The following is a 13,056-nucleotide window of genomic DNA, read 5'->3' on the forward strand; positions in this document are numbered from 1 at the left end:
TCCCATTTTTTTGCACAAGCCTTTTTTCGATCTTTTTTTCTGAATGGTGATTTTTCACCCTTTTCGCCGTGTAATTGCGCGATTTGCTCAATTTTCACCGTTTTCAGGGGTTGCAGAGCGAGATAAAAGCCACCAAAGTCTTCTTACGCTCCCGTATTTTTGAGGTCAACATGTCTGCTCACCTGCGTCCCTATAAAACATTTTTCCCGCAAATCGGTCTTCGCGTCATGATTGACGCATCCAGCGTCGTCATCGGTGATGTCAGAATTGCCGATGACGTCAGCGTCTGGCCTCTGGTCGCCATTCGCGGCGACGTCAATTTCGTGTCGATAGGTCAACGTAGCAATATTCAGGACGGCAGCGTTCTACACGTTACCCATAGATCCTCTTACAAGCCTGAGGGAAATCCACTGATCATTGGAGAGGATGTGACGGTTGGTCACAAAGTGATGCTGCACGGCTGCACTATCGGCAACCGCGTGCTGGTTGGTATGGGTTCGATCTTGTTAGATGGTGTCGTGGTTGGTGATGACGTCATGATTGGCGCGGGAAGTCTGGTGCCGCAGAATAAACAGCTTGAAAGCGGCTTCCTTTACTTTGGCAATCCGGTCAAACAGATCCGCCCCCTGACAGAGGCGGAGCGGGAAGGCCTAAAATATTCAGCAAATAACTATGTGAAATGGAAAGATGAATATCTGGATCAGGAGAGCCAGACCCAACCCTGAGCATCCTCCTGATTATCGCGGATCAATGCCTCAGCCTCTTCCTCAAGATCCCAACGATGTTCCCGGAATGCGGCCAGCCACTGCGCTGGCCCCTCTGCGCCAAAACGCTGCTGCAGGATCTGCCCTGAAATTACGCAGGTTAATTGCATCCCATTCACCAGCGCGGGAAAAACCACGCCCTGCCGTTCGGCATCCCATGATTCCCGATCGGGAAACTGAATCGCCTGATTCATGCATTCAGTTCCTGTTGCAGCTTTTCTATAACCGGGGTGATAGCCGGCAGGACGCCGTGCCATAGCAGAACAGCATGGGCGGCTTGCGCCACCAGCATTCCCAGCCCGTCAGCGCAGTGGGTTGCGCCATGCTGCTGGCACCACTGAAGAAATGGCGTCGCCCCTTTCTGGTAAAACATGTCATAGCAATACACGTCGGGGTTAACAACAGACGCCGGGATAGCCGGCACATCACCCTCTATCCCACTGGATGTTGCATTGACGATCAGATCGAAAGTTTCCCCAGCTAAGGTATCCATTTCCCGGGCGCTGACGCTGCCGGTATGGGCGAAGAGCGTGGCTAACTCATGGGCACGAGCATAGGTGCGATTGACGATCGTCACAGCGCACCCCAGCGACAGCAGCGGCAGCAGTACCCCACGCGATGCGCCACCGGCACCGATAAGCAGGATCCGCTGGCGTGGCTTAATGAATCCCAGACGCTCCAGATCGCTCAGAAGACCAATACCATCCGTGTTGTCGCCCAGCAAACGCCCATCTTCCAGACGTTTCAGGGTATTCACCGCTCCCGCCAGCGCAGCGCGTTCTGTCAGTTCATCCGCGCGCGCAAAGGCTTCTTCTTTGAAAGGAACGGTAACGTTGGCGCCCTTTCCTCCTTCCGCAAAAAACTGATTCAGAGAAGAGACAAAATCGTCCAGCGGCGCCAGCACACGTCCATAAGGATGGGTAATCCCTAACTGGCGGGCAAAAAGGTGGTGAATAGAAGGCGACTTGCTGTGCGCAATCGGATTACCAAAAACAGCGTAGGTTTCCATGATTCACCCCTGGCGGAACAGTTCACCCGTCAGGGCATCACGTATTTCAGATGGATTTTGACGTCCGCCCGTAGCGCCATCCACGACCGGGAAGCTGTCACCAAACTGAGCACGGACCTCTGCGGTAGTGCGGCAAGGCGGTTGACCGGTGAGATTGGCGCTCGTCGAGACCAGCGGTTTTCCGTAGGCTTCGCACAATTCAATCACCAGCGGATGGTTGGTTACGCGTACGGCCAACGAATCAAAACGACCCGTCAGCCAGCGTGGCGTTTCAGGACGAGCCGGGAATACAAACGTCACCGGTCCTGGCCAGCAGGAAAAGATCGCTGCCCGCTGCGAGTCACTTAACCGAGAATCATCAATATAGGGCTTCAGCTGCTCAAAGCTAGCGGCGATAAGGATCAATCCCTTCTCAACAGGACGCTGCTTCAGCTCCAGCAGCCGCTTAACGGCCGTTTCGCTGTCAGGATCGCAGCCGACGCCAAAAACAGCTTCCGTGGGATAGGCGATGACATGTTCATTATTCAGGACCGCCACGGCATGGGCGACGGCTTCTGAGGGCAGGTTATTGTTCACTGATTTATTCCGCCGGGATCGGCTTTCCACATTGTTTACTGGCACAGAAGCGTCTGAGCCCCTGCGCCGTCTTCTTTTCTATTAACAGCGGGTAATGGCATTCAGGGCATTCGCCCGCCACCGGTTTAAAATTGATAACGAACTGGCAATCAGGATAGCGATCGCAGGAGTGAAAGGTTTTACCGAAACGGGAACGACGCTGGACCAGATGGCCTTGTCCGCACTGCGGGCAAGCAATAGCCGTCTCATCTGGTTTATCAATTAGCTCGGTATGTTCGCATTCCGGATAGCGGCTACAGCCAATGAACATCCCAAAACGCCCCTGGCGTAGCACCATAACCGCGCCGCACGATGGGCATGCTTGCCCCTCCAGCACCTTAACGACATGCCCGTCCGCCTGACTTTTCAGGGGACGGATATAGTCACAGTCCGGATAATGCGAACAGCCGAGAAACGGGCCATGTTTCCCGGAACGGATCACCAGTTCAGCCCCGCACTGCGGGCAGGGCTCATTTTTACGCACCGAAAACAGTGCTGATTTGGTCATAACAACTCGATGTTGCTGCAAAAAGATTAATGCAGCATACCTTCATTTACTTCGAAGAGTAATTCTTCCATTTGCTGATAGGCGTTTTCACAGCCCGGAATATTGAACAGTACCATCAGGATGACCCATTTCAGGTCCTCCAGCTCAAATTCTGCCGTATCCAGCGCCAGTACGCGCTCTATCACCATTTCTCGCGTTTCGAGGTTCAACACCTGAATCTGCTCGAGGAAGAGTAAAAATCCCCGGCAACTGGCATCCAGACGCTGGCACTCCTCTTCGGTATATACCCGAAGCGACAGCGGGTCGGAAGCGAGCTGCATGGGTTCAACGAGACCTTCCTGATAATCAGCCAGTTTCTCGAGCCACATTAACGCGTTATAGATATCTTCCCGCTCAAAACCTGCGTCGGTAAGATCCCGCGTCAGTTTGTCCTGATCCACGCGCATTTCTGCTTCGCTATGGATGTAAGTTTCAAACAAATACATGAGTACGTCGAACATGGCTTGCCCTCCTTAATCGGACATAGCCGCCGGGTACAGCTGCGATCCAGCCTGCTAACTCCAGTTCAAGTAGCTGAGCTACGGTTACTGGCACAGATTGGCCGGCACGTTCAGCGACAACGTCAACAGGTGTTACCTCATCTCCTACGTTAGCCAGGAGCTCCGGAAATGGCAATGCTACAGACGGCTGATCGGCGCAATTATTTATCGAATCAGACGTATCAGTTAGCCAGGTCAGCTCGTTGTGCCAGTATTCCACAATATCCTCTGGCGAGGTCACCGGCACCGCGCCTTGCTTAATTAACCAGTGTGGGCCTTCCGATCCCGGATTGCCTATCGGCCCAGGCAGGGCAAACACATCCCTTCCCTGCTCCAGAGCACAGCGGACGGTAACCAGCGAGCCGCTTCGCAATGCCGCCTCAACCACCAACACGCCCAGGCTCAGGCCGCTGATAATCCGGTTGCGCCTGGGGAAATGCGCGGGAAGCGGCGGCGTTATTAGTGGAAATTCAGACACCAGCGCACCGCCATTATCGATGATCTGCTGGGCGAGGCTTGCATGGCGCCGCGGATAAACCTTACCCAGTCCGTTGCCCAGTACCGCGATGGTTTTGCCCTCGGCCGCGAGCGCGCCGCGATGCGCTACGCCATCAATGCCTAACGCCAGCCCACTGGTGATAGTCATTCCTTTACGCGCCAACGTTTCGCTGAAAAGCTTCCCCCAGCGAGCGCCATACCAGGAATGCAGGCGACTACCAATAACGGCAAGCTGCGCGCTGTGAAGCAGAGCGGGATCGCCGCTGACCAACAACGCACCGGGGTAATCAGCGATGGCCCTTAGCCGAAACGGAAAGCGCGGATCGTCGGCCCGTAACAGATGATGTTCCGGGTGCTCCAGCCAGCGCCGCGTCTCATCAAGCTCACGCCCGTCAAGCCGAAAAAATAACATTGCTTGCGCCGCGGACATCCCGACAGCATGCAGCGCTTCACGATCAACGCTGGCGGCTGCGCATAAGCGCTGTGCGATCTTCAGCATTCTGTCGCCATACAAGTTACTGACCTTCATCAGCCGCAGCCAAATCTCGTCGGGCGTCATCCTTACCCCCTGCCATAAGCGGTATTGACAATCTTTGCGATTGGACAGTGAGACTGTCAATTGCAGGGTGTTTTGTCTAGAATAGAGCTAATAATCTTATCAACTCCTGAATACGACTCTGGAACTTTATGGCAGTTTTGCAAGTGTTACATATTCCGGACGAGCGCCTTCGCAAAGTCGCCGAGCCGGTCAAAGAAGTGAATGCGGAAATTCAGCGTATCGTCGATGATATGTTCGACACCATGTACGCTGAGGAGGGCATTGGTCTGGCCGCGACCCAGGTCGATATCCATCAGCGCATTATCGTTATTGATGTGTCGGAAAATCGTGAAGAGCAGCTGGTGTTAATCAACCCGGAGCTGCTGGAAAAAGATGGCGAAACGGGCATCGAAGAAGGCTGCCTGTCGATTCCGGAACAGCGCGCCCTGGTGCCGCGTGCGGAAAAAGTGAAGATCCGAGCGCTGGATCGCGACGGTAAGCCATTTGAACTGGAGGCCGATGGCCTGCTGGCTATCTGTATTCAGCATGAGATGGATCATCTGGTCGGCAAACTGTTTATTGATTATCTGTCACCGCTCAAACAACAGCGCATTCGTCAGAAGGTTGAGAAACTGGATCGTTTACGTTCCCGTGCCTGATAACAAGGAATACCGTGTCACAATCACTACGTATCATTTTCGCCGGCACCCCCGATTTTGCAGCGCGTCATCTTGACGCGCTGTTGTCGTCTGAACATCAGGTTGTTGGCGTATTCACTCAGCCAGACCGTCCTGCTGGCCGCGGCAAAAAATTGATGCCGAGCCCGGTAAAGGTGCTGGCTGAAGCCCATAACTTACCTGTATTCCAGCCATCTTCCCTGCGTCCGCAGGACAACCAACAATTAGTCGCCGATCTCGGCGCCGATATCATGGTGGTGGTGGCGTACGGTTTGATTCTCCCGAAAGCGGTGCTGGAGATGCCCCGTCTGGGCTGCATCAACGTTCACGGCTCCCTGCTACCGCGTTGGCGTGGCGCAGCGCCGATCCAGCGTTCGCTGTGGGCCGGGGATAGCGAAACAGGCGTAACCATCATGCAGATGGACGTCGGCCTTGATACGGGTGATATGCTGTATAAGCTTTCCTGCCCCATTACCGCAGAGGATACCAGCGGCAGCCTGTACGATAAGCTGGCCGAGCTCGGCCCTCAAGGTCTGCTGGCAACCTTAGCCCAGCTGGCCAACGGCACCGCACAGCCTGAAGTACAGGATGAATCGCTGGTGTGCCACGCCGAGAAGCTGAGTAAAGAAGAAGCTCGCATCGACTGGTCGCTTTCTGCCGCACAGCTGGAGCGCTGCATCCGCGCCTTTAATCCGTGGCCAATGAGTTGGCTGGAAATTGACGGGCAGCCGCTAAAAGTGTGGCGGGCATCGGTCATTGCCGAAGCTGCGCATGCCGAACCGGGTACTATCGTGGCAGCAACCAAACAGGGTATCCAGGTCGCCACGGGCGATGGGATCCTCAGTCTGGAGTCGCTACAGCCTGCGGGTAAAAAAGCGATGAGCGCCCAGGATTTACTCAATTCCCGCCGGGAGTGGTTTACTCCTGGCACCCGTCTCGCCTGACGGTCGTCTCTTCTGAAGCCCGGGTTCGCCGGGCATTTTTATTTTTGCGCTTATGAAAAAGAATATAAATTTACGCAGCCTGGCCGCCCAGGCTATCGAGCAAGTCGTTGAAAAAGGTCAGTCTTTAAGCAACGTCCTGCCCCCTCTACAGCAAAAAGTCAGCGATAAAGACAAAGCGCTGCTGCAGGAGCTGTGTTTTGGCGTACTGCGTACGCTCAGCCAGCTGGAGTGGCTTATCAGCAAGCTGATGGCGCGTCCGATGACCGGCAAACAGCGCACCGTGCACTTTCTGATTATAGTTGGGCTCTATCAGTTACTCTACACCCGCATCCCTCCGCACGCCGCGCTGGCTGAAACGGTAGAAGGCGCGGTGGCGATTAAGCGCCCGCAGCTTAAAGGGCTGATCAATGGGGTGTTACGCCAGTTTCAGCGCCAGCAGGAAGAGCTACTGGCAGAATTCGCCGGGCAGGAAAACCGCTACCTTCATCCCAAATGGCTGCTGAAGCGTCTGCAGCAGGCCTGGCCGCAACAATGGCAGGAGATCGTCGATGCGAACAACCAGCGCCCGCCGATGTGGCTGCGCGTTAACCGCAACCATCATTCCCGAGACGAATGGCTTGCTCTGCTTAAAGAGGCCGGCTTAGAGGGCTTCACCCACCCTGACTATCCCGACGCCGTGCGTCTGGCCACCCCTGCCCCGGTCCATGCGTTGCCGGGTTTTGCCGAAGGATGGGTAACCGTTCAGGATGCCTCGGCCCAGGGCTGCATGCGCTATCTGCAGCCGGAAAACGGCGAGCGCATTCTCGATCTCTGCGCCGCGCCGGGCGGCAAGACGACGCATATTCTGGAAGTCGCTCCCCAGGCTGAGGTCATGGCGGTGGACATTGATGAACAGCGTCTTTCCCGCGTCTATGACAACCTGAAACGGCTGGGCATGAAAGCCGAAGTCAAACAGGGCGATGGTCGCTTCCCTGAGCAGTGGTGTGGCAGCGAGCAGTTCGATCGTATTCTGCTGGATGCCCCCTGTTCCGCCACCGGCGTTATCCGCCGCCACCCGGATATCAAATGGCTGCGCCGGGATCGGGATATCGGCGATTTAGCCCAGCTGCAGGCCGAGATTCTCAATGCCATCTGGGGGCATCTGAAGCCAGGCGGCACGTTGGTTTACGCTACCTGTTCTATTCTGCTGGAAGAGAATAGTCAGCAAATTGCCGCGTTCCTCGCGCGGACCCCGGATGCAGAGCTTCACGCAACCGGTACGCCGGCAAGCCCGGGACAGCAAAATCTGCCGGGTGCGGAAGAAGGCGATGGCTTCTTTTACGCTAAGCTAATCAAACGTCGGAACTAATGGATCACTGCAGATGAAGATTATTATTCTGGGCGCCGGCCAGGTCGGCGGCACGCTGGCGGAGAACCTCGTCGGCGAGAACAATGATATTACGCTGGTTGATACCAATGGCGACCGTCTGCGCAGCCTGCAGGATAAGTTCGACCTGCGTGTCGTCCAGGGGCACGGTTCTCACCCCCGCGTACTGCGCGAGGCAGGAGCCGATGATGCCGATATGCTGGTGGCGGTCACCAGTTCGGATGAAACCAACATGGTGGCCTGTCAGGTCGCCTATTCATTATTCAATACGCCAAACCGTATAGCCCGTATTCGTGCGCCTGATTACGTCCGCGATGCGGAAAAGCTCTTCAATTCTGAAGCTGTGCCCATCGATCACTTAATCGCTCCGGAACAGCTGGTCATCGACAATATTCATCGCCTGATAGAATATCCCGGCGCGCTGCAGGTCGTGAACTTCGCCGAAGGTAAAGTCAGCCTCGCCGTGGTGAAAGCCTATTACGGTGGTCCGCTGGTGGGGAATGCGTTGTCCACCATGCGTGAGCATATGCCGCATATCGATACGCGCGTGGCCGCCATTTTCCGCCACGATCGCCCCATCCGCCCACAGGGTTCGACGATTGTCGAGGCCGGTGATGAAGTCTTCTTTATTGCCGCCTCGCAGCATATTCGCGCGGTCATGAGCGAACTCCAGCGTCTGGAGAAACCTTACAAACGCATCATGTTGGTCGGCGGCGGCAATATTGGCGCGGGCCTGGCCCATAAGCTGGAAAAAGACTACAGCGTTAAGCTTATCGAGCGCAATCAGCAGCGAGCCGCTGAGCTGGCAGAAAAACTGCAGCACACTATCGTCTTCTACGGTGATGCATCGGATCAGGAGCTGCTGGCCGAAGAGCACATTGACCAGGTGGACCTGTTTATTGCCGTCACTAATGATGACGAAGCAAACATCATGTCTGCGATGCTGGCCAAGCGAATGGGGGCCAAAAAAGTCATGGTGCTGATCCAGCGCAGAGCCTATGTGGATCTGGTTCAGGGTAGCGTCATTGATATCGCGATATCGCCTCAGCAGGCCACGATTTCCGCCCTCCTCAGCCATGTCCGTAAAGCCGATATTGTCGGCGTCTCCTCCCTGCGCCGCGGCGTTGCGGAAGCGATCGAAGCAGTGGCACACGGCGATGAGAGCACCTCGCGGGTGGTCGGGCGGTCGATCGATGAGATCAAGCTTCCGCCAGGCACGATCATCGGCGCCGTCGTGCGCGGGAATGACGTGATGATCGCTAATAATAATCTGCGGATCGAGCAGGGCGATCATGTGATCATGTTTTTGACTGATAAAAAGTTTATTTCCGATGTAGAAAGGCTGTTCCAGCCAAGCCCCTTCTTCCTGTAATTCCCAGGGCGTCGAACAGGCGCCTTTTATTATCCCTTATTATTCAAAGGTTAATATTTTCCTGTAACGCTCTACGGGGAATGGCAAATGAAAATACATTTGTTAAACTTACAACGTCAGCTGGCTCAAGGAGAATAAAATGAGTTTTTTAAAAGAGTTTCGCGAATTCGCGATGCGCGGGAACGTTGTCGATTTGGCAGTGGGTGTGATCATCGGTGCAGCATTCGGTAAAATTGTTTCGTCGCTGGTCGCGGATATTATTATGCCGCCGCTCGGCCTGTTGATTGGCGGGATCGATTTTAAACAGTTTGCCGTCACGCTGCGCGATGTCCAGGGTGATGTACCGGCAGTGGTGATGCACTACGGGGTGTTTATTCAGAACGTTTTCGATTTCATCATCGTCGCATTTGCCATTTTCATGGCGATTAAACTGATGAATAAGTTAAATCGTAAGAAAGAAGAGGCTCCGGCGGCACCGCCAGCGCCCTCTAAAGAAGAAGTCCTGCTGAGCGAAATTCGCGATCTGCTGAAAGAACAAAACAACCGTTCTTAATCAGCAGTGAAAGCAGAAGGCCAGTGGTAAAAAAGCGATTCGCTTGCTTGCCACTGGCCTCCCGGTCATTCCTTGCTGCATGTTTATCTTTACGTTGATAGCTTCCTTTCCCTTTCTTATTCTTCTCTACGCGCTGCCTGAATAATGGATCGTGGAGAAGTGCCTCAATGGCGTTATCTTTAATTTGTCCTTTGGTATGCTGATAGCGACTCATAGTAACTCCAGTGGATGTGTGAATTCCGCGCGAGTGTAGATCCGCGCGCACAAAAAATCAACGCCCGGTATTGCCGTTGCTGGCGCCTTGCTCAAGGGCCTCGAGGATCGAACAGTAAACGCTGCTGTGAGCTGTGCCACAGCAGGCATCATTGAGCCGTTGCAGAGAGCGACGCATCGTTTGTAGCTCGTTGATCCGCGCCTCAACTTCGCTTAATCGCGCCTGAACGATCCCTTTCGACTCCTGACAGGTGTGATGCTCCGGATCGATACGGATCGACAATAATTCGCGGATCGCTTCCAGAGTAAAGCCCAGCTGACGGGCATAGCGAATAAAGCGCAAACGCTGAAGATCGTTATCCGAGTAAAGACGAAATCCCCCCTCAGTGCGCACGTCATGATCCATCATTTGCTGTTTTTCATAATAACGGATGGTATCTGGCGTCACATCAGCCAGTTTTGCCAGCTCACCAATACGATACATATTCACTCCTGATTAATTTTGTGCAGCAACGCATCGGCGTACTCACCGCGTAAAAAGTCGGTGTTCAGTCCTGCCTGACGCAGCTTAAGCTCGAGCAGAGCGAGGCGCTTGCTGAGTTCGGCATGCCGCGGGTCGTCCTGACGGACCCCCTTCAGCAAGTCTGCCAGAGCCACCGCTTCTTTGCGCTGCTCCAGCTCCGGGGGAAGACACCCTGCATTCTTCAGAAGGCGATAGCCTGCCCGCAGCTCGGCCGGTACATGCGAATCGTCATCGAGCGTTAGCGGCACGCCGCTACCGGGTAAATTATCGAACTCGCCTTTGGTTTGGGCATCGAGGATATGGCGTTCTGCCCACTGATCCAGTAACCACATTCTACGGCTCCGGGGATGAACAAAAAGAGTACAGATATTGTAGTGAAGTGGGGATGGGGTAGATATAAAAAAACCCGCCGGGGCGGGTTTTTTTACGTTACTACAGATTACTCTGCAGCAGCTTCTGCTTTCGGCTCAGCACGATCAACCAGCTCGATGTATGCCATCGGCGCGTTGTCGCCTGCACGGAAGCCACACTTCAGAATGCGAGTGTAACCACCGGCGCGGCTCGCGAAACGCGGGCCCAGCTCGTTAAACAGTTTTGCCACGATCTCGTTATCACGAGTACGGGCGAATGCCAGACGACGATTAGCAACGCTATCAGTCTTGGCAAGAGTAATCAGCGGCTCAACTACGCGACGCAGTTCTTTCGCTTTCGGCAGGGTCGTCTTGATGATTTCATGACGAACCAGCGAACCTGCCATGTTACGGAACATAGCCTGGCGATGGCTGCTGTTGCGGTTCAGTTGACGACCACTCTTACGATGGCGCATGACCTTATCCTTCTCAGTAAAACCTTAACCTGTGATCCGGTTACTCGTCAGCAATGCTTGCTGGTGGCCAGTTTTCCAGGCGCATGCCCAGAGACAGTCCACGGGAAGCCAGCACGTCTTTAATCTCAGTAAGAGATTTTTTACCCAGGTTCGGCGTTTTCAGCAACTCAACCTCGGTACGCTGTACCAGATCACCGATATAGTGGATAGCTTCTGCCTTGAGGCAGTTAGCAGAGCGGACAGTCAATTCCAGATCGTCAACAGGGCGCAGCAGGATCGGATCGAATTCTGGTTTCTCTTCTTTCACTTCTGGCTGACGTACATCACGTAAGTCAACAAAAGCTTCCAGTTGTTCAGCCAGGATGGTTGCCGCACGACGAATCGCCTCTTCAGGATCGATTGTGCCGTTGGTTTCCATTTCGATGACCAGCTTGTCCAGGTCGGTACGCTGTTCTACACGCGCAGCTTCAACATTGTAGGCAATACGCTCTACAGGGCTGTAGCAGGCGTCGACCAGCAGACGGCCGATTGGGCGCTCATCTTCTTCCGAATGAATTCGGGCAGAAGCCGGCACATAACCGCGACCGCGCTGAACTTTGATACGCATGCTGATAGCAGCGTTCTCATCAGTCAGGTGGCAAATCACGTGCTGCGGCTTGACGATTTCGACATCACCGTCGTGGGTAATGTCGGCTGCGGTCACAGGGCCAATGCCAGATTTATTCAAAGTAAGGATGACTTCATCTTTACCCTGAACTCTCACCGCCAGCCCTTTCAGGTTGAGCAGGATTTCAAGGATGTCTTCCTGAACGCCTTCTTTGGTGCTGTACTCGTGCAGTACACCATCAATCTCAACCTCGGTCACCGCGCAACCCGGCATCGATGAGAGCAGAATACGGCGCAGTGCGTTACCCAGAGTATGGCCGAAGCCACGCTCTAAAGGCTCAAGGGTCACCTTGGCGTGCGTCGAACTCACTTGCTCGATATCGACCAGGCGCGGTTTTAGAAACTCTGTCACAGAACCCTGCATTGTGTCCTCTCTTTGGTACTAAGCTTTACTTGGAGTAAAGCTCGACGATCAGGTGTTCGTTAATGTCCGCAGACAGATCAGAACGCTCCGGCTGACGCTTGAACGTACCTTCCATCTTGCCAGCATCAACTTCCAGCCAGGTTGGCTTTTCACGCTGCTCAGCCAGCTCCAGAGCGGCTTTCACGCGAGATTGCTTTTTCGCTTTCTCACGAATGCTGACAACGTCATTCGCTTTAACCTGATAAGAAGCGATGTTAACAACACGACCGTTTACCATAATCGCTTTGTGGCTAACCAGCTGGCGTGCTTCAGCACGAGTGGCGCCGAAGCCCATACGGTATACAACGTTGTCCAGACGACCTTCCAGCAGAGCCAACAGGTTTTCACCGGTGTTGCCTTTCAGACGTGCTGCTTCTTTATAGTAGTTACGGAACTGACGCTCCAGCACACCGTACATACGGCGAACTTTTTGCTTTTCACGCAACTGCACACCATAGTCAGACAGACGCGGCTTACGCGCACCGTGCTGGCCAGGAGCTTGTTCAATTTTACACTTGGTATCGATCGCGCGAACGCCAGACTTAAGGAATAAGTCGGTGCCCTCACGACGGCTCAGCTTGAGCTTAGGACCCAAATATCTTGCCATTTTCTTTCTCCAACTAACCTGGAAAACGCAGCGTTATACGCGACGTTTTTTCGGCGGACGACAACCGTTATGAGGGATCGGAGTCACATCAGTAATATTAGTGATGCGGAAACCAGCGGCGTTCAGTGCACGAATGGTAGATTCGCGACCCGGACCCGGACCTTTGACCATAACTTCCAGATTCTTGATGCCGTATTCTTTTACGGCTTCTGCGCAACGCTCTGCTGCAACCTGAGCTGCGAACGGAGTGGATTTGCGAGAACCACGGAAACCGGAACCACCGGCTGTTGCCCAACCCAGTGCGTTACCCTGACGATCAGTAATGGTAACGATGGTGTTGTTAAAAGAAGCATGGATATGAGCCACGCCGTCAGAGACTTGTTTTCTTACACGCTTACGTGCACGAATTGGTGCCTTTGCCATTATTCAATCACC

19 protein-coding genes are annotated in these 13,056 nt (G+C 54.2%); 6 read left to right on the forward strand and 13 right to left on the reverse strand.

Annotated features, from left to right (window positions below; all coding sequences use genetic code 11):
- The first annotated feature begins 170 nt into the window (after positions 1-170).
- Positions 171-725, forward strand: a complete 555-nt coding sequence (locus ACOI6Z_RS26540; protein WP_044524944.1) for a gamma carbonic anhydrase family protein — start codon at positions 171-173, stop codon at positions 723-725.
- Here ACOI6Z_RS26540 and ACOI6Z_RS26545 read toward each other — a convergent pair.
- From ACOI6Z_RS26545 to dprA, 6 genes are read right to left on the reverse strand one after another with little or no spacing between them, the layout of a single operon-like run.
- On the reverse strand, positions 701-958 hold the full coding sequence (locus ACOI6Z_RS26545; protein WP_048298473.1) for a DUF1488 domain-containing protein: 258 nt from the start codon (positions 956-958) through the stop codon (positions 701-703). The two genes, ACOI6Z_RS26540 and ACOI6Z_RS26545, sit on opposite strands and share 25 nt — an antisense overlap.
- Positions 955-1,773 (reverse strand): shikimate dehydrogenase, encoded by an 819-nt coding sequence (aroE, locus tag ACOI6Z_RS26550; RefSeq protein WP_032454195.1) that lies wholly within the window; start codon positions 1,771-1,773, stop codon positions 955-957. The genes ACOI6Z_RS26545 and aroE overlap by 4 nt, the downstream gene beginning before the upstream one ends.
- 3 nt (positions 1,774-1,776) lie before the next feature.
- Positions 1,777-2,349, reverse strand: a complete 573-nt coding sequence (tsaC, locus tag ACOI6Z_RS26555; protein WP_065813323.1) for an L-threonylcarbamoyladenylate synthase type 1 TsaC — start codon at positions 2,347-2,349, stop codon at positions 1,777-1,779.
- A 4-nt stretch (positions 2,350-2,353) separates the two neighbouring features.
- Positions 2,354-2,896, reverse strand: a complete 543-nt coding sequence (locus ACOI6Z_RS26560; protein ID WP_023291168.1) for a type I DNA topoisomerase — start codon at positions 2,894-2,896, stop codon at positions 2,354-2,356.
- Positions 2,897-2,922: 26 nt separating this feature from the next.
- Complete coding sequence (smg, locus tag ACOI6Z_RS26565; protein WP_002919137.1) at positions 2,923-3,396, reverse strand: DUF494 family protein Smg; 474 nt, start codon at positions 3,394-3,396, stop codon at positions 2,923-2,925.
- Positions 3,368-4,492: a DNA-protecting protein DprA gene (gene dprA, locus ACOI6Z_RS26570; protein WP_044524937.1), complete on the reverse strand. Its 1,125-nt coding sequence runs from the start codon at positions 4,490-4,492 to the stop codon at positions 3,368-3,370. Before dprA ends, smg begins: the two co-directional genes overlap by 29 nt.
- A gap of 128 nt (positions 4,493-4,620) precedes the next feature.
- Between dprA and def the strand changes: the two genes are divergently transcribed.
- The 5 genes from def to mscL all read left to right on the forward strand — a co-directional run bounded on the left by def (position 4,621) and on the right by mscL (position 9,383).
- Positions 4,621-5,130 carry a peptide deformylase gene (gene def, locus ACOI6Z_RS26575; RefSeq protein WP_004206802.1) on the forward strand — a complete coding sequence of 170 codons (510 nt, stop codon included), beginning with the start codon at positions 4,621-4,623 and terminating at the stop codon, positions 5,128-5,130.
- A gap of 14 nt (positions 5,131-5,144) precedes the next feature.
- Positions 5,145-6,092 (forward strand): methionyl-tRNA formyltransferase, encoded by a 948-nt coding sequence (gene fmt / locus ACOI6Z_RS26580; protein ID WP_017900611.1) that lies wholly within the window; start codon positions 5,145-5,147, stop codon positions 6,090-6,092.
- 52 nt (positions 6,093-6,144) lie between these two features.
- A complete protein-coding gene (rsmB, locus tag ACOI6Z_RS26585) occupies positions 6,145-7,440 on the forward strand; it encodes a 16S rRNA (cytosine(967)-C(5))-methyltransferase RsmB (RefSeq protein ID WP_065813324.1) in 1,296 nt (431 codons plus the stop codon).
- Positions 7,441-7,453: 13 nt separating this feature from the next.
- Positions 7,454-8,830: a Trk system potassium transporter TrkA gene (gene trkA, locus ACOI6Z_RS26590; protein WP_002919153.1), complete on the forward strand. Its 1,377-nt coding sequence runs from the start codon at positions 7,454-7,456 to the stop codon at positions 8,828-8,830.
- A 139-nt stretch (positions 8,831-8,969) separates the two neighbouring features.
- On the forward strand, positions 8,970-9,383 hold the full coding sequence (gene mscL, locus ACOI6Z_RS26595) for a large-conductance mechanosensitive channel protein MscL (RefSeq protein ID WP_117091007.1): 414 nt from the start codon (positions 8,970-8,972) through the stop codon (positions 9,381-9,383).
- On the opposite strand, the gene ACOI6Z_RS26600 is transcribed toward mscL, so the two are convergent.
- The 7 genes from ACOI6Z_RS26600 to rpsK all read right to left on the reverse strand — a co-directional run bounded on the left by ACOI6Z_RS26600 (position 9,319) and on the right by rpsK (position 13,044).
- The gene (locus ACOI6Z_RS26600) at positions 9,319-9,597 is read right to left on the reverse strand and encodes an alternative ribosome-rescue factor A (protein ID WP_023291171.1); all 279 of its coding nucleotides are present in this window, start codon (positions 9,595-9,597) and stop codon (positions 9,319-9,321) included. The genes mscL and ACOI6Z_RS26600 overlap by 65 nt on opposite strands.
- Positions 9,598-9,654: 57 nt before the next feature.
- Positions 9,655-10,080, reverse strand: a complete 426-nt coding sequence (zntR, locus tag ACOI6Z_RS26605) for a Zn(2+)-responsive transcriptional regulator (RefSeq protein WP_023291172.1) — start codon at positions 10,078-10,080, stop codon at positions 9,655-9,657.
- Between the two features lie 2 nt (positions 10,081-10,082).
- Positions 10,083-10,451: a DUF1992 domain-containing protein gene (locus ACOI6Z_RS26610; RefSeq protein WP_032454201.1), complete on the reverse strand. Its 369-nt coding sequence runs from the start codon at positions 10,449-10,451 to the stop codon at positions 10,083-10,085.
- 107 nt (positions 10,452-10,558) lie between these two features.
- Positions 10,559-10,945: a 50S ribosomal protein L17 gene (gene rplQ, locus ACOI6Z_RS26615; protein WP_002919206.1), complete on the reverse strand. Its 387-nt coding sequence runs from the start codon at positions 10,943-10,945 to the stop codon at positions 10,559-10,561.
- Positions 10,946-10,985: 40 nt separating this feature from the next.
- Positions 10,986-11,975: a DNA-directed RNA polymerase subunit alpha gene (locus tag ACOI6Z_RS26620; RefSeq protein WP_002919219.1), complete on the reverse strand. Its 990-nt coding sequence runs from the start codon at positions 11,973-11,975 to the stop codon at positions 10,986-10,988.
- Positions 11,976-12,000: 25 nt separating this feature from the next.
- Positions 12,001-12,621: a 30S ribosomal protein S4 gene (gene rpsD, locus ACOI6Z_RS26625; RefSeq protein WP_002919224.1), complete on the reverse strand. Its 621-nt coding sequence runs from the start codon at positions 12,619-12,621 to the stop codon at positions 12,001-12,003.
- 33 nt (positions 12,622-12,654) lie between these two features.
- A complete protein-coding gene (gene rpsK, locus ACOI6Z_RS26630; RefSeq protein ID WP_002919257.1) occupies positions 12,655-13,044 on the reverse strand; it encodes a 30S ribosomal protein S11 in 390 nt (129 codons plus the stop codon).
- Positions 13,045-13,056: the final 12 nt, after the last annotated feature.

This window comes from Klebsiella sp. C239 (assembly GCF_048822715.1).
Taxonomy (GTDB): domain Bacteria; phylum Pseudomonadota; class Gammaproteobacteria; order Enterobacterales; family Enterobacteriaceae; genus Klebsiella; species Klebsiella quasipneumoniae.

Excerpts from the sequence above, each read along its gene's own strand:
- ACOI6Z_RS26540 (WP_044524944.1), top strand. The coding sequence starts at position 171 with ATGTCTGCTCACCTGCGTCCCTATAAAACATTTTTCCCGCAAATCGGT.
- ACOI6Z_RS26545 (WP_048298473.1), bottom strand. The coding sequence starts at position 958 with ATGAATCAGGCGATTCAGTTTCCCGATCGGGAATCATGGGATGCCGAA.
- aroE (WP_032454195.1), bottom strand. The coding sequence starts at position 1,773 with ATGGAAACCTACGCTGTTTTTGGTAATCCGATTGCGCACAGCAAGTCG.
- ACOI6Z_RS26560 (WP_023291168.1), bottom strand. The coding sequence starts at position 2,896 with ATGACCAAATCAGCACTGTTTTCGGTGCGTAAAAATGAGCCCTGCCCG.
- smg (WP_002919137.1), bottom strand. The coding sequence starts at position 3,396 with ATGTTCGACGTACTCATGTATTTGTTTGAAACTTACATCCATAGCGAA.
- dprA (WP_044524937.1), bottom strand. The coding sequence starts at position 4,492 with ATGACGCCCGACGAGATTTGGCTGCGGCTGATGAAGGTCAGTAACTTG.
- def (WP_004206802.1), top strand. The coding sequence starts at position 4,621 with ATGGCAGTTTTGCAAGTGTTACATATTCCGGACGAGCGCCTTCGCAAA.
- rsmB (WP_065813324.1), top strand. The coding sequence starts at position 6,145 with ATGAAAAAGAATATAAATTTACGCAGCCTGGCCGCCCAGGCTATCGAG.
- trkA (WP_002919153.1), top strand. The coding sequence starts at position 7,454 with ATGAAGATTATTATTCTGGGCGCCGGCCAGGTCGGCGGCACGCTGGCG.
- mscL (WP_117091007.1), top strand. The coding sequence starts at position 8,970 with ATGAGTTTTTTAAAAGAGTTTCGCGAATTCGCGATGCGCGGGAACGTT.
- ACOI6Z_RS26600 (WP_023291171.1), bottom strand. The coding sequence starts at position 9,597 with ATGAGTCGCTATCAGCATACCAAAGGACAAATTAAAGATAACGCCATT.
- zntR (WP_023291172.1), bottom strand. The coding sequence starts at position 10,080 with ATGTATCGTATTGGTGAGCTGGCAAAACTGGCTGATGTGACGCCAGAT.
- ACOI6Z_RS26610 (WP_032454201.1), bottom strand. The coding sequence starts at position 10,451 with ATGTGGTTACTGGATCAGTGGGCAGAACGCCATATCCTCGATGCCCAA.
- rplQ (WP_002919206.1), bottom strand. The coding sequence starts at position 10,945 with ATGCGCCATCGTAAGAGTGGTCGTCAACTGAACCGCAACAGCAGCCAT.
- ACOI6Z_RS26620 (WP_002919219.1), bottom strand. The coding sequence starts at position 11,975 with ATGCAGGGTTCTGTGACAGAGTTTCTAAAACCGCGCCTGGTCGATATC.
- rpsD (WP_002919224.1), bottom strand. The coding sequence starts at position 12,621 with ATGGCAAGATATTTGGGTCCTAAGCTCAAGCTGAGCCGTCGTGAGGGC.
- rpsK (WP_002919257.1), bottom strand. The coding sequence starts at position 13,044 with ATGGCAAAGGCACCAATTCGTGCACGTAAGCGTGTAAGAAAACAAGTC.